The 19,321-nt window shown below is 73.3% G+C and carries 15 protein-coding genes; 9 read left to right on the top strand and 6 right to left on the bottom strand.

Annotated elements, in window-relative coordinates; translation table 11 throughout:
* Positions 1-158: 158 nt before the first annotated feature.
* Positions 159-1,430 (bottom strand): extracellular solute-binding protein, encoded by a 1,272-nt coding sequence (locus ABZ873_RS30875; RefSeq protein ID WP_360878993.1) that lies wholly within the window; start codon positions 1,428-1,430, stop codon positions 159-161.
* Positions 1,431-1,652: 222 nt separating this feature from the next.
* On the opposite strand from ABZ873_RS30875, the gene ABZ873_RS30870 reads away from it, so the two are divergent.
* From ABZ873_RS30870 to ABZ873_RS30855, 4 genes are all read left to right on the top strand, one after another.
* Positions 1,653-4,154, top strand: a complete 2,502-nt coding sequence (locus tag ABZ873_RS30870) for an alpha-amylase family glycosyl hydrolase (protein WP_360878990.1) — start codon at positions 1,653-1,655, stop codon at positions 4,152-4,154.
* An 82-nt stretch (positions 4,155-4,236) separates the two neighbouring features.
* Complete coding sequence (locus ABZ873_RS30865) at positions 4,237-5,286, top strand: LacI family DNA-binding transcriptional regulator (protein WP_360878987.1); 1,050 nt, start codon at positions 4,237-4,239, stop codon at positions 5,284-5,286.
* A 90-nt stretch (positions 5,287-5,376) separates the two neighbouring features.
* Positions 5,377-6,267, top strand: coding sequence for a phosphatase PAP2 family protein (locus tag ABZ873_RS30860; RefSeq protein WP_360878984.1), 891 nt, complete (start codon positions 5,377-5,379; stop codon positions 6,265-6,267).
* A gap of 10 nt (positions 6,268-6,277) precedes the next feature.
* Positions 6,278-6,613 carry a hypothetical protein gene (locus ABZ873_RS30855; RefSeq protein WP_360878981.1) on the top strand — a complete coding sequence of 112 codons (336 nt, stop codon included), beginning with the start codon at positions 6,278-6,280 and terminating at the stop codon, positions 6,611-6,613.
* A gap of 12 nt (positions 6,614-6,625) precedes the next feature.
* On the opposite strand, the gene ABZ873_RS30850 is transcribed toward ABZ873_RS30855, so the two are convergent.
* Both ABZ873_RS30850 and ABZ873_RS30845 read right to left on the bottom strand, forming a co-directional pair.
* A complete protein-coding gene (locus ABZ873_RS30850; protein ID WP_360878978.1) occupies positions 6,626-6,988 on the bottom strand; it encodes a DUF4180 domain-containing protein in 363 nt (120 codons plus the stop codon).
* Entirely contained in the window at positions 6,975-7,568 is a 594-nt protein-coding gene (locus ABZ873_RS30845; protein WP_360878976.1) for a hypothetical protein, read from the bottom strand. Before ABZ873_RS30845 ends, ABZ873_RS30850 begins: the two co-directional genes overlap by 14 nt.
* 436 nt (positions 7,569-8,004) lie before the next feature.
* Here ABZ873_RS30845 and ABZ873_RS30840 point away from each other — a divergent pair, with 436 nt between their 5' ends.
* Positions 8,005-8,826, top strand: a complete 822-nt coding sequence (locus ABZ873_RS30840) for a CAP domain-containing protein (RefSeq protein WP_360878973.1) — start codon at positions 8,005-8,007, stop codon at positions 8,824-8,826.
* 83 nt (positions 8,827-8,909) lie between these two features.
* On the opposite strand, the gene ABZ873_RS30835 is transcribed toward ABZ873_RS30840, so the two are convergent.
* The gene (locus ABZ873_RS30835) at positions 8,910-11,909 is read right to left on the bottom strand and encodes a bifunctional [glutamine synthetase] adenylyltransferase/[glutamine synthetase]-adenylyl-L-tyrosine phosphorylase (protein ID WP_360878970.1); all 3,000 of its coding nucleotides are present in this window, start codon (positions 11,907-11,909) and stop codon (positions 8,910-8,912) included.
* A gap of 358 nt (positions 11,910-12,267) precedes the next feature.
* Here ABZ873_RS30835 and ABZ873_RS30830 point away from each other — a divergent pair, with 358 nt between their 5' ends.
* Together ABZ873_RS30830 and ABZ873_RS30825 are read left to right on the top strand one after the other, a co-directional pair.
* Positions 12,268-12,714 carry a hypothetical protein gene (locus ABZ873_RS30830; RefSeq protein WP_360878967.1) on the top strand — a complete coding sequence of 149 codons (447 nt, stop codon included), beginning with the start codon at positions 12,268-12,270 and terminating at the stop codon, positions 12,712-12,714.
* A 1,116-nt stretch (positions 12,715-13,830) separates the two neighbouring features.
* On the top strand, positions 13,831-15,894 hold the full coding sequence (locus ABZ873_RS30825) for a PIG-L family deacetylase (RefSeq protein WP_360878964.1): 2,064 nt from the start codon (positions 13,831-13,833) through the stop codon (positions 15,892-15,894).
* A gap of 116 nt (positions 15,895-16,010) precedes the next feature.
* On the opposite strand, the gene ABZ873_RS30820 is transcribed toward ABZ873_RS30825, so the two are convergent.
* On the bottom strand, positions 16,011-16,265 hold the full coding sequence (locus ABZ873_RS30820; RefSeq protein WP_360878961.1) for a hypothetical protein: 255 nt from the start codon (positions 16,263-16,265) through the stop codon (positions 16,011-16,013).
* A 248-nt stretch (positions 16,266-16,513) separates the two neighbouring features.
* Positions 16,514-17,875: a glutamine synthetase family protein gene (locus ABZ873_RS30815; protein WP_360878959.1), complete on the bottom strand. Its 1,362-nt coding sequence runs from the start codon at positions 17,873-17,875 to the stop codon at positions 16,514-16,516.
* Between the two features lie 172 nt (positions 17,876-18,047).
* Between ABZ873_RS30815 and ABZ873_RS30810 the strand changes: the two genes are divergently transcribed.
* The gene (locus ABZ873_RS30810) at positions 18,048-18,446 is read left to right on the top strand and encodes a hypothetical protein (RefSeq protein ID WP_360878956.1); all 399 of its coding nucleotides are present in this window, start codon (positions 18,048-18,050) and stop codon (positions 18,444-18,446) included.
* A gap of 147 nt (positions 18,447-18,593) precedes the next feature.
* Positions 18,594-19,226, top strand: a complete 633-nt coding sequence (locus tag ABZ873_RS30805) for a DUF3105 domain-containing protein (protein ID WP_360878996.1) — start codon at positions 18,594-18,596, stop codon at positions 19,224-19,226.
* Positions 19,227-19,321: the final 95 nt, after the last annotated feature.

The raw sequence follows: 19,321 nt of genomic DNA, 5'->3' as shown, positions 1-19,321 counted from the left end.
GCGTAGTCCACGGGGCCCTCGAAGCCGAAGAGGCCGTAGACGACGTGGGTGATCTGCTCGTACAGGCTCGGGTCGCCGACGACCTTGCCCGGGTGTTCCCGACTCCGCCGTCCGCGGCCTTCACCACCGACTGGCTGGTGTCAGCAGCCATGGTTGAGTTACTTCCAGCCCTTGAGGATCTTGCGGAACTCGACGCCGGCCGCCTTGGCCGCGTCCTCCGGGCTCGACGCCCCGGTGATCGCCTTGGTGTATTCGACCTTCAGCGGCTCGAAGAGGGAGCCGTTCTCCGGGATCCAGGCGCGCTCGACGGCCTTGTCGACGGCCGGCTTGAAGAACTGGACCATCTCGCTGCTCTTGACGTCCGGCTGCTCGTAGGCGGCGGTACGGGTCGGCAGCAGGCTCAGCTCCTTGGCGGACTGCACCTGGACCTCCTGCGAGGTCATGTACTCGACGAAGGCGTGCGCGGCGTCGAGGTTCTTCGAGCCGGCGTAGACGCCGAGGTCGTGGCCGCCCTGCGGGGCACCGGCCTTGGCCGAGCCGGCCGGGACGGCGGCGACGCCGAGGTTGGCCTTGTCCTTGAACTGGTCACCGGCGTAGGTGTCGGCGACGGCCCACGGGCCGTTGATCATCATGGCGGCCTCGCCGGACTTGAAGGCCGTCTGCATGTTGGTCCAGCCGTCGGTGGCGTTGGTGACCGCGGCGCCGGAGGTGACCAGCTCGCGGGCGGTCCTGAACGCCTTGACGCCCGCCTCGTTGTCGACGGTGACCGTCTTGTTCTTCGCGTCGACGAGGTCGCCGCCCTCGCCGTAGATGAGGGGGAGGAACCAGTAGGAGTCGTCGCCGCGGAGGTAGAGGCCGGCCTTGCCGCTCTTGGCCTTGATGGCGGCGGCAGCCGTCTTCACCTCCTCCAGGGTGGTGGGCGGCTGGACGCCGGCGTCGGCGAGCATCTTCTTGTTGTAGAAGAGGCCGAGGGTGTCGATGACCTGCGGCACGGCGTAGGTCTTGCCCTCGTACTTGCCGCTCGCCGCGGCCTGCGGGAGGAATTCGGCGTCGATCTTCTTCGCGGTCTCGGCCGGGACCTCGTCGAGGTAGCCGAGGGAGGCGAAGTCCGCGACCCAGCCGACGTCGGCGCGGATCACGTCGGGGGCGTCGGAACCGCTGCTGAAGGCGTTCTTGACCTTGTTCTGGGCGTCGCCGTACGGGACGTTGACGTACTTGACGGTGACCTTCGGGTGCTTCGCGGTGAACGCCTCGGCGATCTTCTGGAAGCTGGCCTTCTCGGCGTCGTTCGAGGTGTCCCACCACGTGACCGTGCCGGAAAGCTCGCCGCCGGCCTTGGTCTGGCCGTCGCCCTTGTCGTCACCGCCGCAAGCCGTCGCCGCGAGCGCCAGGGCCGCGACCAGCGCGGTGGCCGCTATGCCACGCCGCATATGAACTCCTTCGATGATCCCGGCCGCGCCCTCGCGGTCCCGAGTTGCCAGGAACGTAACAAGACTGAAAGAGGACCGAAAGACCTTGCGCAAACTTTCTGCAAGCGACGCTGATCGTTACATCCGTGTGTCCGGACGGTTGCCGCAGCTTGCTGTTAGTTCGAGTCACCTTCGACTGCCCGGGCCCGCAACCAGGGGGCGTGCCGCGGCGTTGACCCCGATATGACCCATGAGTCGACGGCCGTCGGCCTTGCAAGCGCTTACAGCAACCCGACGACTGCGAGCGGTGACTGGTGGCGCGATGCCGTCATCTACCAGGTGTACGTGCGTTCCTTCGCCGACAGCGACGGCGACGGGATCGGTGACCTGCGCGGGGTCCGCTCCCGCCTCCCCCACCTCGCCCGCCTCGGGGTCGACGCCGTGTGGCTGACCCCCTTCTACGTCTCCCCGCAGGCGGACGGCGGCTACGACGTCGCCGACTACCGGGCCGTCGACCCGCTCTTCGGGGACCTCGCCGACGCGGAGGAGCTGGTGCGGGCGGCGCACGCGCTGGGGCTGCGGGTCATCGTGGACGTGGTCCCGAACCACACCTCGGAGCGGCACCCGTGGTTCCTGGCGGCGCTCGCCGGGGAGCCGGGGGCGCGGGAGCGGTACCTGTTCCGGCGGGGGCGGGGGGCGGACGGGGCTCTCCCGCCGAACGACTGGGAGTCGATCTTCGGCGGGCCGGCGTGGACGCGGGTGGCGGACGGGGACTGGTACCTCCACCTCTTCGCCCCGGAGCAGCCGGACCTGGACTGGACCTGCCCGGAGGTCGCGGCGGAGTTCGACTCCGTCCTCCGCTTCTGGCTCGACCTGGGCGTCGACGGCTTCCGGATCGACGTCGCCCACGGCATGGTCAAGGCCGAGGGGCTGCCGGACATCGGCCGGGGCGCGCAGGCCACCCTGATCGGCAGCGAGCCGCTGCCGTTCTTCGACCAGGACGGCGTCCACGAGATCCACCGCGCGTGGCGCCGCCTGCTCGACTCGTACGAGGGCGCGCGCATCGGCGTCGCGGAAGCCTGGGCCCCGACCTCGGAACGCCTCGCCCTGTACGTCCGCCCGGACGAACTCCACCAGGCGTTCAACTTCCGCTTCCTGACCTGCCCCTGGGCCCCGGACGCCATCCGCACGGTCATCGACGAGTCCCTCTCCGCCACGACCTCCGTGGGCGCCCCCACCACGTGGGTCCTCTCCAACCACGACGTGGTCCGCCACGTGACCCGCTACGGCGACGGCCCCCAGGGCCTCTCCCGAGCCCGTGCGGCAGCCCTCCTGATGCTCGCCCTCCCCGGCTCGGCCTACCTCTACCAGGGCGAAGAACTGGGCCTCCCGGAGGTCCTGGACCTCCCCCCGACCACCCGCCAGGACCCCGCCTTCCGCCGCGGCCGCCGAGGCCCGTCCGAGCCGAAGGCGAGGACCGAAACCACGCCGAGCCCGCGCCCGGAGGCGGAGCCGACGCCGGAGGCGCAGCCCACGACCCCGCCGAGCCCCCGCCCGGCACCGGAGGCGAACGGGCCACGCCCGAACCCCGCCATCCCGGAGCCGGAACCTGCGGCCGCGCCCGGCCCGCGCCCGGCGCCGGAGGCGAACGGCCGGGCCCTGGCCAGCGCCGGGCGCGCGCCCGAACCCCACCCCGCGCCGGAGGTGGACACCCGCCGGGACGGGGCCCCTTCCTGGCCGGAGGGCGGTCAGGCCGCCGGGCAGGCACCCGGCCCGCGCATCGCGCCGGAGGCGGACAGCCCGAGCACGGCCACCACCGGGCCGCTGCCCGGCACAGCGCCGGAGGCGGAGCCCGCGCCATGGCCGCACCCCACGCCGGAGGCGGACGGCCGGGCCCTGGCCACCGCCGGGCGGCAGCCCGGGGCGGGGCCGGAGGCCACTCCGGGCCCGCGCCCCGCGCCGGAGGCGCACGGGCAGGCCCCAGCCGCCACCGGGCCGGAGGCCGGGCTGTGCCTCGCGGAGCCGGAGCTCGTGCCTGCGGCACACCTGACGCCCGCGTACGAACCGGCCGCCCGAACCGAGGCATGCGCCACCGCGCCCGCGCCGGGAACACCCCTGCTGTCGATCACCGTCTCGACGTACCCCGCCCCGGAGGGCGGCCTCAACACCTCCCCCCGGCCGGCGGCCGAAGCCGAGGGCGGTCACGCCGCCGGGCGTGCCCCCGCGCCCGAGGCGCGCACCCCCCGGCCGGAGGTCGGAGTGACCGGCCGCGGCGTCGATCACCCGCACGCCGCGCCGGAGGCGGACGGGCAGGACGGGATGCGGGACGGGTGCCGGGTGCCGTTGCCGTGGGAGGGGGGCGAGCCGCCCTACGGGTTCGGGGCCGGAGGGAGCTGGCTGCCCCAGCCGGCCGGCTGGGCCGCGCTCAGTGTCGCCGCGCAGACCGGCGACCCCCACTCCACGCTGGAGCTCTACCGCGCCGCCCTCGAACTCCGCCGCGCCCTCCCCGGCCTCGGTGCCCCCGAGGCCGGGAACCCCGCCGACCCCCGCGGCATGCACTGGGAGCCCGCCCCCGACGGAGTCCTCCTCTTCACCCGCCCCGGCTTCGCCTGCACCGTCAACACCCGCCCCGAGCCCGTCGAACTGCCCGCGCCCGGCCGCCCCGTACTCTCCAGCGCCCCCGTCGAGACGGACGGCCGTACCGTCCGCCTCCCCGCCGACTCCTGCACCTGGTGGGTCCCGTGACCCGCCAGCCCCCACCCCAGCCCCCACTGCCGCCCCGCACCACGGTTCCTCCGTGCACCGCCGACCGGTAGAGTCCAATCCCGTGACCGCACGGCTAGCCGACATCGCAGCCCAGGCGGGGGTCAGCGAAGCCACAGTCAGCCGCGTGCTCAACGGCAAGCCCGGTGTGGCCGCCGGCACCCGCGAATCCGTACTGGCCGCGCTCGACGTCCTCGGCTACGAGCGCCCCGTACGCCTGCGCCAGCGCAGCGCGGGCCTCGTCGGCCTGATCACCCCCGAGCTGGACAACCCGATCTTCCCCGCCCTCGCCCAGGTCATCGGCCAGGCCCTGACCCGCCAGGGCTACACCCCGGTGCTCGCCACCCAGACCCCCGGCGGCTCCACCGAGGACGAGCTCACCGAGATGCTGGTCGACCGCGGCGTCTCCGGCATCATCTTCGTCTCCGGCCTGCACGCCGACACCACCGCCGACACCGCCCGCTACGACCAACTCCGCGGCCAGGGCGTCCCGTTCGTCCTCATCAACGGTTTCTCGGACAAGGTCCAGGCCCCCTTCGTCTCCCCCGACGACCGCGCCGCGATGCAGCTCGCCGTCACCCACCTCACGGCCCTCGGCCACACCCGTATCGGCCTCGCCGTCGGCCCGAAGCGCTTCGTGCCCGTCCTGCGCAAGATCGAGGGCTTCCGGATCGGCATGAAGGAACGCCTCGGCCTCTCCGAAGCCGAGATCGAGCAGCTGATCCAGCACTCCCTCTACACCCTGGAGGGCGGCCAGGCCGCCGCCTCCGCCCTCATCGCCCGCGGCTGCACGGCCGTCGTGTGCGCCAGCGACATGATGGCCCTCGGCGCCATCCGCGCCGCCCGCCAGCAGGGCCTCCAGGTCCCGCGGGACGTGTCCGTCGTCGGCTTCGACGACTCCCCCCTCATAGCCTTCACCGACCCGCCCCTGACCACCATCCGCCAGCCGGTCCAGGCGATGGGGCAGGCCGCGGTCCGCACCCTGCTGGAGGAGATCGGCGGTACGCCGGCCCCGCACAGCGAGTTCGTCTTCCTGCCGGAGCTCGTCGTACGGGGCTCCACCGCCTCGGGCCGCGGCCGCCACCGCGAGCCCTCCCGTACGGGCGAGGTCTAGTACGTCTCGTACCTGAGACTGACCGGCTGCGCCGAAGACAGTCCCGCGGGATGATCGGAGGCGGGAAGGCATCTGGCAGACTCTCTCCCCATGGGTGAATCGAGCGTGAAGACACTGGAAACCCGGACGGCTGTCTCCTCACCCACAGAGGTCGAGGCGGAGACCCGCCCGGGCCCCGACCGCGCCCTGATCGCCCGGCTCCGGCTCCCGCGCCGCCCGAGCATCTGGTTCGAGATCCTGCTCATCGCGATCAGCTACTGGACGTACTCGCTGATCCGCAACGCCGTGCCCGAGCAGAAGGCGGTCGCCCTCGCGAACGCCGACTGGATCTGGGGCGTCGAGCGCTCCCTCGGCATCGCCGTGGAGCAGTCGGTCAATCACGCCGTCAACTCCGTGACGTGGCTGATCGTCGGCATGAACTACTACTACGCCACGCTCCACTTCGTCGTGACCATCGGCGTCCTCGTCTGGATCTACCGTTTCCATCCCGGGCGGTACGCCGCCACGCGCATGGTCCTCTTCGCCACCACGGGCGTCGCGCTGGTCGGCTACTACTTCTATCCGCTCGCGCCGCCCCGGCTCATGAACGGGCAGAACTTCATCGACACCGTGCTGGTGCACCACACCTGGGGCTCGATGGCCTCCGGCAACCTCAAGCACATGTCGAACCAGTACGCGGCGATGCCGTCCATGCACATAGGGTGGTCGCTCTGGTGCGGCCTGACGATCTTCGCGGTCGCCACCGCCCCCTGGGCCCGCATCCTGGGCCTGCTCTACCCGACGGCCACCCTGGTCGTCATCGTGGCCACCGCCAACCACTTCTGGCTCGACGCGGTGGGCGGCATGATCTGCCTGGCCTTCGGTTACACGGTCTCCCGCACCTGGTACGGCTCCCTCCCCCACCGCCTCCCCCGCCACCCCCTCCCGGTGGGCCCCCACCCGGCCTCCGACCTCCTCAACCGCTTCCGCACCCGCGCGTGACCCGGGTGCGATGACCTGGATCGCGCGCGAGGGCGGGCCCGCGCCCGGCCATGCGGACCTGCTGGCCCTCGCACGGGCCGCCACTCCACCCGAGCCGGCCGGCGGCGGGGTCGAGGTGCGGGCGCTCGCGTGCGAGCTGTGCGGACCCGAGGGCGGCGGGTTCGACGCGGCCGCCGCCTTCGCCCTCACGGAGAACGGCACGGCGGCACACCGGATCTCGGTAGCCCTCCAATGCCCCGAGGACGGCGCCCTCCTCCTGTACATCGCCAACGCCCACGTCGTCCCCCACCCCTGCGTCTGCCACGACACGGTGGCGGCGGACCGGAGGGCCCGCGGCAGCGCGTAGGGCTCAGCGGGCTCAGGCGGTCAGGCGGGTTTCCAGGTCCTTGAGGTTCGGGAGGAACCAGGTCTGGGTGCCTCGGTTGCATTCGCGGACGAAGTCCCGCAGGGGGGAACTCGTCTCCGTATGGGGGGAGATGTCGCCCAGGACGACCAGGCCCACGCGGTAGTTCGCGAACTTCTGGATGATGTCGCCGGCCAGCTTCGTGCGCAGCCGGAAGAAGTCCTCACCGAGGCGTTCCACGGGGACGACGACCCAGCGCGCGCCGCCCCAGGCCGCGTTGCCGACCAGGTCCACGGCGTCCGCCTCGCTCGCGATCGGTTCGCCCTCGGGGGCGCACAGCAGGACCGGGACGCCGTTGATCTCCTCAAAGCTGCTCATGCGTAACGAGGTTACGCGGGCGCGGTGGACGTGGGGGCGCGTCGTCCGCGCGGAGATCGTGGATCACCAGATCCGCCGGGGCGAGAGGCACCCGGCAGTGCCCGGCGTGCAGCTCCTCCGGCCGCAGGGCCCAGGCGATGGCCTCGCCCGGGGCGATGTACGCGGGGTCCAGGTGGAAGGTGGTCCGGGTGCCGTCCGGGTCGCCGGGCGCCGGGAACTCCTCCGGGGCGCCGGCCGGTACCGTGCCCGCCAGTTCCCGGCGGTGGCCGCGGCCTTGCCGCCGGACCTCGACCACCGTACGGGTACTGAGCGCGGCCGCCGCCGCGGGGGCGCGGCGGGAATCGTGGAAAGCGGGGCGGGGTGTTCCCCCTTCGCCGGCCGCGGGCGGGCGGTCGTCCCGCACCGTGAAACAGAGATCCGAGGCGATCTCGACCACGATGCGCCCGTGCGTTCCGTCGCCGGGGTGGTGCAGGGCGTCCTCCACCACCCGCTGGAGAATTTCCGTCGGGAGTTCCGGGCTGTCCCTCCCCACGCCGAAATACTTCGCCGGATGGGCCCGCACGCTTTCCTCGAACGACATCGTTCGCCTCCTCCTCGCCCCGCGATCATGCCAGCTCACGCGAACGGTTCCGGCGCGGAAACGTGACATGCCTCACTCGGCGGCAGACGGCATGTCCACCCCCTTAGGGCAGCCAAACCCGTCGACATTTCGATATTTGTCCGTTTTGGAATCGACATTCCCCTCACCTACGGGAACGGAATCCCCGCTACCGCTCACCCCGCCGCCGACCGCCCAGGTCACGGCCGTTTCTGAGAACCCCTCAGCCGGTTGCGGAAGTGATCGGATCGTGACCAAGCACGTTCCTCCCCCCGTTTCAAGCCGGGTGCCGAATGCGCAGGCCAGAGCGGAATCGGAAACTTGCCAGGCCGTTCACGGGCTTTTAAGAATGGCCGCTCCTCCGGCGTCGTCGCAGTTCCGGCGCCGGAAGCTTCGCGATCACCGAATGAGGTCACGCATGCAGAAGCATCGGAAGAAGAAGCAGTACCGGAAAATCGTCATAGCCGTCAGCGCCCTCGGAATCGTGGGTGTGCCCACCGCCGCCATGGCCTGTTTCGACTCGGGCGACGGCGGCCGCACCCCCACCGCGAGCCGGCAGGAGCACAACCCCTGGCGGTACGCGAACCAGGCGGCCCCCGCCACCCCGCCCGCCGCCGAGGCCCCGCTGCCGAGCGCGCCGCCCGCCGGCCCGGCCGGCCCCGCCGAAGCCGCCCCGGGCGACCCGGCCGCGCCCGCGCAGCCCGTCGTACAGACCTCCGAGGCCCCGGCGCAGGAGCCCGCGCAGCAGCCCGCCCCGCAGCCGCAGCCCGCGCGGAAGCCCGCGAAGCCGCCGGTGGCCACCAAGAAGCCGCAGGCGAGCGCCCCCGCGCCCGCGCCCGTGAAGCCCTCCGCCGCGCCCGCCACGGGTGCCGCCGCCGAGGTCCTCGCGCTGGTCAACCAGGAGCGCGCCGCCGCAGGCTGCCCGGCCGTCACGCTGAACGCGAAGCTCACGCAGGCCGCGCAGGACCACAGCGCCGACATGGCATCCCACAGCAACATGTCCCACACCGGATCCGACGGTTCCGACCCGGGCCAGCGCATCACCCGCGCCGGATACACGTGGAGCACCTACGGCGAGAACGTCGCCTACGGCTACGGCTCCCCCAAGGCGGTCATGGACGGCTGGATGAACAGCCCCGGCCACCGGCAGAACATCCTGAACTGCTCCTTCAAGGAGATCGGCATCGGCCTCGCCCAGCCGAACAACTACTGGACGCAGGCGTTCGGCGCCTCCCGCTGACCTCACCGCCCCACGCCGAGCGGGCCGCGGCACCCCCAGGGGTCCCGCGGCCCGCCGCGTCGTAGCAGCCGACTCCGGCCCGGCTACCCCCCGTAGAACAGCTCCTCCACCACCGCGCGGGCGCGCCGCGTGATGCGGCGGTAGTCGTCCAGCATCTCGCCCGCCGTGCCCTCCGCGTAGCCCAGGTAGCGGCCCACCGCGGCCAGTTCACGGGCCTCCGCCGGGAAGGTGTCGCCGGCCCGGCCGCGGACCAGCATCACGGCGTTGCGCACCCGCGTGGCCAGTACCCACGCCTCGTCCAGGATCCGCGCCTCGTCGGTCGGGATCAGCCCGGCCGCGTGCGCCGCGGCCAGGGCCTCGCGGGTACGGGTGGTGCGCAGCCCCGGCTCCGCCCAGGCGTGCCGCATCTGCATCAGCTGGACGGTCCACTCCACGTCGCTGAGCCCGCCGCGGCCGAGCTTGGTGTGCAGGGTGGGGTCCGCGCCGCGCGGCAGCCGCTCCGACTCCATCCGCGCTTTCAGCCGCCGGATCTCGCGTACCGCGTCGTCGCCCAGGCCCTCGACGGGATAGCGCAGCGGGTCGATCAGCTCGATGAAGCGGCGGCCCAGTTCCTCCTCGCCCGCCACCGGCTCCGCGCGCAGCAGGGCCTGGCTCTCCCAGGTCAGGGACCAGCGCCGGTAGTAGGCGGCGTAGGAGGCCAGGGTGCGCACGAGCGGGCCGGAGCGGCCCTCGGGGCGCAGGTCGGCGTCGATGAGCAGCGGCGGGTCGGCGGTGGGCAGCTGGAGCAGCCGGCGCATCTCCGCGATGACCGTCTGGGCGGCCTTGGCCGCTTCCTGCTCGTCGACGCCCTCGCGGGGCTCGTGGACGAAGAGCACGTCCGCGTCGGATCCGTAGCCGAGCTCGTGCCCGCCGAAGCGGCCGACGCCGATGACGGCGAAGCGTGTCGGCAGGGTGTCGCCGAAGTGGGACTGCACGGCGGCGCGCAGGGCGCCGGCGACGGTCGCGGCGGTGAGGTCGGAGACGGCGCCGCCGACCCGGTCGACCAGGGCTCCGTGGTCCTCCTCGGCCGGGCTGTCCTCCGTACCGTACGCGCCGATGATGTCGGCGGCGGCCGTACGGAACAGCTCGCGCCGGCGCACCCCGCGCGCGGCGGCGACGGCGGTCTCGGGGGTCTCGGCGCGCCCGACGGCGGCCAGCACCTCCTGCCGCAGCGCCTCGTGCGTACGGGGCTGCAGTCCCTCGGGATCGCCGAGCAGGGCCACCGCTTCGGGCGCGCGCAGCAGCAGGTCGGGGGCGAGGCGCCCGGCGGACAGGACGCGGGCCAGGTTCTCGGCGGCGGCGCCCTCGTCGCGCAGCAGGCGCAGGTACCAGGGGGTCTTGCCGAGGGCGTCGGAGACCTTGCGGAAGTTCAGCAGGCCGGCGTCCGGATCGGCGGAGTCCGCGAACCAGCCGAGCAGTACGGGCAGCAGCGTGCGCTGGATCGCGGCCTTGCGGGTGACGCCGGAGGCGAGGGCTTCGAGGTGGCGCAGGGCGGCGACGGGGTCGGCGTAGCCGAGGGCTTCGAGGCGCTGGCCGGCGGCGCGCGGGGAGAGCCTGGTCTCGCCGGGGGCGAGCTGGGCGACGGCGTCGAGCAGCGGCCGGTAGAACAGCTTCTCGTGCAGGCGGCGCACGACGGAGGCGTGCCGGCGCCATGCCTTGTTCAGCTCGGCCACCGGTTCGGTGCGCAGGCCCATGGAGCGGCCGAGGCGGCGCAGGTCGGCCTCGTCCTCGGGGACGAGGTGGGTGCGGCGCAGCCGGTAGAGCTGGATGCGGTGCTCCATGAGGCGCAGGAAGCGGTACGCGTCGTGCAGCTGGGAGGCGTCGGCGCGGCCGACGTAGCCGCCGGCGGCGAGGGCGTGCAGGGCGTCGAGGGTGGTGCCGGAGTGCAGGGTGGCGTCGCTTCGGCCGTGCACGAGCTGGAGCAGCTGGACGGCGAACTCGACGTCGCGCAGGCCGCCGGGGCCGAGTTTCAGCTCGCGGTCGACCTGGGCGGCGGGGATGTTGTCGACGACGCGGCGGCGCATCTTCTGCACGTCGGCCACGAAGTTCTCGCGCTCGGCGGCCTGCCAGACCAGGGGCCCTGTGGCGGCGATGTAGTCGGCGCCGAGCGCGGCGTCGCCGGCCACGGCGCGGGCCTTGAGGAGGGCCTGGAACTCCCAGGTCTTGGCCCAGCGCTGGTAGTAGGCCAGGTGGGAGGCGAGGGTGCGGACGAGGGGGCCGTTGCGGCCCTCGGGGCGGAGGTTGGCGTCGACGGGCCAGATGGTGCCCTCGACGGTGGTCTCGGAGCAGATCCGCATCAGGTGCGAGGCGAGGCGGGTGGCGGCCTGGAGCGCCTTGGCCTCGTCGGCCCCGCCGGCCTCGGCGCCGACGGCCTCCGCCACGAAGATCACATCGACATCGGATACGTAATTCAGCTCGTTGCCGCCGCACTTGCCCATGGCGATGACCGCGAGCCGGCAGCGGGCCGCGTCCTCGGGGGCGGCGGCGGAGGCGATCCGCAGGGCGGCGCGGAGGGTGGCGGTGGCGAGGTCGGCCAGCTCGGCGGCGGTCTGGGCGACGTCGATGGTGCCGCAGACGTCGCGGGCGGCGATGGAGAGCAGGCAGCGGCGGTACGCGACGCGCAGGGCGACGGGGTCGTGCGCGTCCGCGAGCCCCTGCTCGAACTCGGGCAGGCCGGGATGCAGGTCGACGGCCTCGTAGGTGACGAGGTCGAGCCAGTCGCGGGGGTGCCGGGCGAGGTGGTCCCCGAGCGCCTCGGAGGCGCCGAGCACGCCGAGGAGGCGGTCCCGCAGGGGCTTGGCGCTGATGAGCGTGTCGAGCAGCCCGGGCCGCTCCCGCTCGGGCTGCGCCTCGGCCAGCCGGACGAGCCCGCGCAGCGCCAGATCGGGATCGGCGGTCGCGCCGAGCGCGTCGAGCAGCACGGGATCGGCCCGTACGGAGGCCATCGCCTCGGCGTCGAGCAGCCGCGCGGCGGCCGAGGGATCGGTGAACCCGCTGCGAAGCAGCCGGATGAACGTGCTGCTCCGCCGCCCCGGGACCACCATCCCGCCACCTCCTGCACTCGTCACCGCCGGTCGGGGCACACCGCGCTGCTGCGCCGCTGTGCCGCTGTGCCGCTTTCCGCAGCGTCGCTTTACGCGGCGCCGCCGCCCGGTCTCACCTGCCCGAGCCTATCCGGCGAGAGCGCGGAAGCTACGGGGGCTGTCCGGGGGGTGGGACGCCGGGTGCGGGGGTGGCCGGAAGGGATACCGGGCCGGGGGTCGCCGGGGCGCCGGCCCCCACGGGCGGACCGCCGCTCCGTCGACCCGGGTTTTTGCCGTTCGACCGGGCGTGATGGGGAACCGATAATGTCCGGGACGCATCTTTGAACATGTTCAGTGATCGTTCCACGAGGGGTTTTCCTTGTCCACACAACGCAAGAGGACCGTCCTCTGGCTCTCGGCCGGAGGGGTGGTGACCTTCCTGGCCCTCGTCGGATGGTGGCTCCACGGGGCCGACCAGGAAATGGACGGAAAGGCTCCGACCGCCTGCGGCGAGGCCGTCCGCTTCCTTCACGCCACCCCTCCCCCTGAGACCGCGCGGAACAAGAAGTGCACGAGGGGGCAGTGGCAGACGACTTGGTACAACATCCACTTCCAGACCTCGCGAACGGAGGCGGAGGCGTGGCTGCGCAGCACGTACCCGGACGCACGGGTCAACAGCGACTGCGTGAACGCCGACCTGTGCGCGCGCCCCGCCGCCCCCGCGGACGGAACCGACAACGGCAACGCCGACTACCTGAGCGTCGGCATCCGCTTCGAGGAGCACGACTCCGCGCACGTGCACGTCTCCGGAGGCACGTCGGACTGACGCCCGCCGACGAACCATCAGGGAAAACCGCCGCGCGACAGAAACGACCTGCGCCGCCATCCCCCCGCCGCCCGCCCTGACGGCCCGCCCCCAGCCCGCACGACCCTCGGCACAGCCTGCACGGCGGCGGGCGCAGCCGTCGGCGGGACGTGGACACACCGCCCACACGCCCCTCGGCACAGCCTGCACGGCGGCGGGCGCAGCCGTCGGGGGGACGTGAACACACCGCCCGGTGGGCTCGCCCGCCCGGCTCGGACACCGCCCGCACGGCGGTCGGCGCGGCCGTCGGCGGGACGTTGCCACACAGCCCAGTGGGCTCTGCCCGCCTGGGGCACCGCCTGCACGGCGACCGGCGCAGCCTCCGGCGGCACGTGGGCACACCCGCCCGGTGGGCTCTACCCGCCCGGGCCTGGGCACCGCCCACGCGGCGGCAGGCACAACCTCCGGCGGCACGTGAACACACCGCCCCGTGGGCTCCGCCCGCCCCGGCCTGGACACCGCCCGCGCGGAGGCGGGCACAGCCTCCGGCGGAACGTGGACAGACCGCCCGGTGGGCTCTGCCCGCCGGGCCTGGACACCCCCTGCGCCGTGAGGGGCGCAGCCGTCGGCGGGACGTGAGCACCGCCCAGCGGGCGGACACCGCCCGGGTGCGGCCCGCGCAGCCCAGTGACGGGCACAGCCCGGTTGGCGCAGCCCGGTGGGTACACCCGGCGGGGCCGCCGCAGCCGGAGGGACACCCCCCGCCGGGGCCGGCGCAGCCAGGCCGGCGCACGCGCGCAGCAGCCGTACGGCCACCGCCAACCCGAAGGCACCCCCGCCCCAGGCCCGCACCGCCCCCGCCCCCAACCGCCGCGCGCAGCGCACCGGTTGCCGCAGCCGCGGCAGCCCCCGTACGGCCCGTGCACCGCGAGCCGGCCTCAACCGCCCGGCGCCGGCGCTCCGGTTCGCCCCGCCGAGGCGGCCGCCCGCCGGTCAGGCAGCAACCGGACCGGCCGACTCCATATCTCGCGCCCCCCATTCACCCTCACGGGTGAACCAAACCACCCGTTCGGGCCTCTTCCCCACCGCTCGGCGGGATTTCCCCCCGCCCCCGGACCGAACGCAAGGCGAAGCCCGATGCCCGTGACCCGACGCCGCTTCGCGGTCCTGCTCGCCGTGGTGGCCGCCGGCGCCGGCGCCACCGGTGTGCTGTCCGTGGCCACCGGCCAGCAGACCGCCGCCGAGGCCGGCCAGGAGAAGAAGCCCGCCGTCCTGCCCGCCAGCGTCACCGCGGGCTCCGTCGTGCAGATCGTCGCGCACCCCGACGACGACCTCTTCTTCATGAACCCCGACCTCAGCCGCTCCCTGCGCTCCGGCACCCAGGTCACCACCGCCTACCTCACCTCCGGCGAGGCCGACGGCCGCAACGAGGCCGGCGGCGGAGCCGCCAAGGACCCCGAACAGCCCGCCGACCACGCCCACTACGCCGAGGCCCGCCAGAACGGCATCCGCTCCGCCTACGCCCAGATGGCCACCGGCGACCGCACCAGCGCGTGGAAGCGCACCGTCCTGCCCACCGCGGGCGGCGGCCGCGCCGAGGTCGACGTACTGCTCGCCGAACCCCAGGTGCACCTGGTCTGGCTGATGCTCCGCGAGGCCCGCAGCACCGGCGGCGACACCCCCGACAGCCTGCGCGGCCTTTGGAACGGCCGGATACACGCCCTGAACTCCCAGCTCACCTCCGGAACCCCGGTCAAGCAGCCGTTCTCGTACACGAAGGACCAGCTCGTCCAGGCGATAGCCGGGATCCTGGAGCAGTACCGGCCGACCACCGTCCGCATGCAGGACCCCACCCCCGGCCGCTACGGCGACAACGGCCGCTACACCGACCACCAGGACCACATGTACGGCGCCCGCTTCGTCCAGGCCGGCACCGCCGCCTACGCCGCCCGCGTCCAGCGCCGCCCGCACTTCACGGTGCAGAACTACCTCGGCTACCACAACAGCACCCTGCCGCACTCCCTGGACCCGCAGACCGCCGAGGCCAAGACCGACTACCTGCGCACCTACGCCTGGCAGGACCGCCAGGACTACTGCGGCAGCCCGTCCGGCTGCGGCGACCGCAAGGTCGCGGGCAATCCGACCGGCCGCAACTGGGCGCAGTCCCTGCGCTACACCCGCGCCGACAGCACCTCCTGGCTGACGGAGGGCACCGCCGGCCGGCTCTGGGCCTTCGCCGCGCTCGACGGGCAGATGGGGTACTGGACCCGCGACTCCTCCGGCGTCTGGCAGGGCCCGAACCTCCTCCCCGGCACCGGCATCGACCCCGGCGCGACCGCCGTCCGCCTCCCCGGCGGCACGGTCGGCGTCCTCGCCACCCGCACCACCCTGAGCCCCGCCTCGCCGGAGTACCGGCGCGAGATCGTGTACGCCGTCCAGTCCGCGCCGAACGGCCCGTTCGGGCCCTGGCAGTCCCTCGGCACCCCGGAGCGCACGGACGAGGAGGGCACCTCGGCGATCAGCGCCCCGGCCGCCGCCGTCGACGCCCGCGGCCGCCTCACCGTGTACGTACGCGACGCGCGCCGCACCCTGCGCGCCAGCGCGCAGCAGCCGGACGGCGGCTTCTCGCCCTGGCAGCGGCTGGGCGGCGAGGACCTCCAGGGGGACCCGGTGACGGCGGTGGACTCCGCCGGCCGCCACCACGTGTACGCCACGACGACGACCTCGGTCCTGGCCTGGACCCAGTCCGCCGCCGACAGCCCGCTGCGCGGCCCGGAGCCCACGGGCCTGCCCGCGACCACGGTCCCGCTCTCGGCCTCCCCGGACGGCGCGGGCGTCCGGCTGTACTTCCGCCGCCCCGACTCGGGGGTGGTCCGTACGGCCCTGGTCACGGCGGGCGCGGCGGCCCGGCCACAGGTCTCCAGCGTCACGGAGGCGGGCGGCCGCGCGGGCTACGGCGCGGTCGGCGCGGCGGGCCGCCATGTGGCGGGGCGCGCGGACAGCGGTACGGTCAGCACCTCGGGCCTGGGCGGCCCGCCGGCGTGGGCGGAGTCCGGGATGCTCTTCGCGGGAGCCCCCTCGGCGGTACTCGAACCGTCCGGCACCACCACGACGACGGTCCTCGGCCTGGACGCCGAACTCCACACCTCCACCACCCCGTCCACCCCGGCGCGCCCCACCTGGCACCGCGCGGTCCGCTGAGGGGTCTGATGCTGCGGGGGGCGAGGGCGGGGGCGGGGGCTGGGGCGGAAACGCCACGGGGGCGGCCCGGCAGCGACAAGCCTGCCGTTCCGCCCCCGGGACGCGAGCCGCCCGGGTCAGGCGCCCAGGTGGTGGCCCTTGGCCCACTCGAACTCGCCGTCCTTGGCGCAGGTCGAGGTGTAGATCGGGCCGGAGAAGGCCGGGCGGTTGCTGGGGACCGCGGCGAGCGTGGAGCACTCGGACGAGAAGCCCGCGCGGCCGCCGGAGAAGTAGTCGATGTCGACCCCGTCGTTGGCCAGGGCGGCGCCGGCCCCGCCGAGCAGGATGCCGGCGGCCAGGACGGACGCGGTGACAGCAGAACGAATACGCATGACTCCCCTAAGGATCCGTGACACGACGCGCTGGTCGAAGTGCGCGTCGGCCGGTCCAACACCCGAACCCCCCGCCCGGGAACGCCATGTCACTCCAATGCCCGCAGCAGTATCGTTCCTCCCCCACACGCCCCTCCCCCACGCCCCCTCAGGCCCTGCCACGCGGGAGTCGGCCGACCCGGACCCGGAGAAACGACTCCGGGCCGGCGGCTGGGTGCCGGCGGCCCGGGGTGGTGCTGGGGTGGGGGTCAGAGGACCGGGAGGTTTTTGCGGAGTTCGAAGGCCGTTACCTCCGAGCGGTATTCCTCCCACTCCTGCTTCTTGTTGCGCAGGAAGAAGTCGAAGACGTGTTCGCCCAGGGTTTCCGCCACCAGTTCGCTGCGTTCCATCAGGGAGATGGCCTCGCCCAGGTTCTGCGGGAGGGGTTCGATGCCCATCGCGCGGCGTTCCGAGTCCGAGAGGGCCCAGACGTCGTCGTCCGCGCCCGCGGGGAGTTCGTAGCCCTCCTCGATGCCCTTGAGGCCCGCCGCGAGGAGGACGGCGTACGTGAGGTACGGATTGGCGCCCGAGTCGATCGAGCGGACCTCCACCCGCGACGAGCCCGTCTTGCCCGGCTTGTACATCGGGACGCGGATCAGCGCCGAGCGGTTGTTGTGGCCCCAGCAGATGTACGACGGGGCCTCGCCGCCCGCGCCGGCGCTGCGCGAGGAGCCGCCCCAGATGCGCTTGTAGGAGTTCACCCACTGGTTGGTGACCGCCGCCGTCTCCGCCGCGTGCCGCAGCAGGCCCGCGATGAAGGAGCGGCCGACCTTCGAGAGCTGGTACTCGGCGCCCGACTCGTAGAAGGCGTTGCGGTCGCCCTCGAAGAGGGAGAGGTGGGTGTGCATGCCCGAACCCGGGTACTCCGAGAAGGGCTTCGGCATGAAGGTGGCCTGGACGCCCTGTTCCAGGGCGACCTGCTTCATGACCAGGCGGAAGGTCATGATGTTGTCGGCCGTGGAGAGGGCGTCGGCGTAGCGGAGGTCGATCTCCTGCTGGCCCGGGGCGCCCTCGTGGTGGCTGAACTCCACCGAGATGCCCATCGATTCGAGCATGGTGATCGCCTGGCGGCGGAAGTCCATGCCCACGTTCTGCGGGGTGTGGTCGAAGTAGCCGGAGTTGTCGGCGGGCACCGGGCGGGAGCCGTCCAGCGGCTTGTCCTTCAGCAGGAAGAACTCGATCTCCGGGTGGGTGTAGAAGGTGAAGCCCAGGTCGGAGGTCTTGGCGAGGATCCGCTTGAGGACGAAGCGCGGGTCCGCGAAGGACGGGGAGCCGTCCGGCATGAGGATGTCGCAGAACATCCGGGCCGTCCCCGGCGCCTCGGCGCGCCACGGCAGTATCTGGAAGGTCCCCGGGTCCGGCTTGGCGATCATGTCGGACTCGTAGACGCGCGCGAAGCCCTCGATCGCGGAGCCGTCGAAGCCGATGCCCTCGTCGAACGCCTGCTCAAGCTCCGCGGGGGCGACCGCGACGGACTTGAGGAAGCCCAGTACGTCGGTGAACCACAGGCGCACGAAGCGGATGTCCCGCTCCTCAAGCGTCCGGAGGACGAATTCCTGCTGCTTGTCCATGCCTTCATCCTCGCAGTTCAGACGGCCTGTGCACCACCGCCTGGAGGGTCGGGGCGCAGTCGGGCCGGCCCAGTATCGCCCGTGGTGGTTTCCGCCACATTACGCACACCGCAAAGCTCGCGGCACCCCCGCACTGACCTCGGCCCGGTCATGAGCATTACCATCTGCGCCCATGGGGGGCCGGGAGCACACGCGGCGGGGGCGTCGGAGACGTTCCCCGCTCCGGCGTGCCGTCCTGCTGAGCGGGCTCGGGGCGCTCGTGGTGCTCGCGGGCGCGCTGTTCCTCTGCGCGCGTCCGGGCGAACCGCACACCGGCTCCGCCGAGGTACGGGCCACCGGTCCGGCCCACGGCGCGGCCCGCGCCGTCTGCGTGTCCCCGTACGACCTGCCCGGCTGCGCCCCGCGCGCGCACGTGCCGCCCGCGGTGCTGCCCGTACCCCCGCCGCCCGTGACCCTGGCGGGCGGCGGCGCGCCGACCGCCGCGCCCGCGGGCGGGGCGGGCCCGGTCCGGGCGCCCGCGCCGCTGGCCCGGGCCCCCGACCTGCATGTCCTCCAGGTGCTGCGGACCTGACGGGTCCGGTTTTGCGTTCCGTCCACCCCCCATTCTTCCGAAGGAACCAGGCACATGGCCGGCAAGACCAGCAGGACCCCCCAGAACCAGAACCAGCACCTGAACCAGGCCGCGGACCCGAGCTCCCGCCAGGCCCGCATAGCCGAGATGCGCCGCGCCGAGAAGGCCCGCGAGCGGCGCAACAAGGCCATCGCGATCACCCTCTCCACCCTGATCGTCGGCGGTCTCGTCGGCTTCGGCGCCTGGGTGCTGATCGACCAGAAGCAGGACGAGAAGCGCAAGCAGCAGGCCGCCGAGCAGCTGCGCAAGGAGGCGGAGGAGATCCGCAAGAAGCCGGTCGACGGCGAGCAGCTGTGGGACGTGAAGAAGCTCGGCCGCAACCACGTCGAGACCCCGGTGAAGTACGAGATGAACCCGCCCGTCGGCGGCGACCACCACCCCCGCTGGATGAACTGCGACGGCGACGTCTACAAGACGCCCGTGCCCGAGGTGAACGCCGTCCACTCGCTGGAGCACGGCGCGGTGTGGGTGACGTACAGCGACAAGGCGGCCGCGGGCGAGGTGGACAAGCTCGCCGCGACGGTCGGCAAGACCCCCTACACCCTGATGAGCCCGGTCAAGGAGCAGACCGGCGCGATCATGCTCAGCGCGTGGGGCAAGCAGCTGACCGTGGACAGCGCGGACGACCCGCGGGTCAAGCAGTTCTTCACCAAGTACGTGCAGGGCGAGCAGACCCCCGAGCCGGGCGCCGCCTGCACGAACGGGCTGACGGCGAAGTGAGCCGCGCGATCCCCCGTACGTACTGGGTCGCGGGCACGGCCGTGCTGCTGGCGCTGCTCTTCGCGGCGGCGGCCACGGTCACCGCCGCCGCGAAC

The organism is Streptomyces sp. NPDC047014 (assembly GCF_040644195.1).
GTDB lineage: Bacteria > Actinomycetota > Actinomycetes > Streptomycetales > Streptomycetaceae > Streptomyces.
This window is presented reverse-complemented; position numbering and strand designations above follow the sequence as displayed.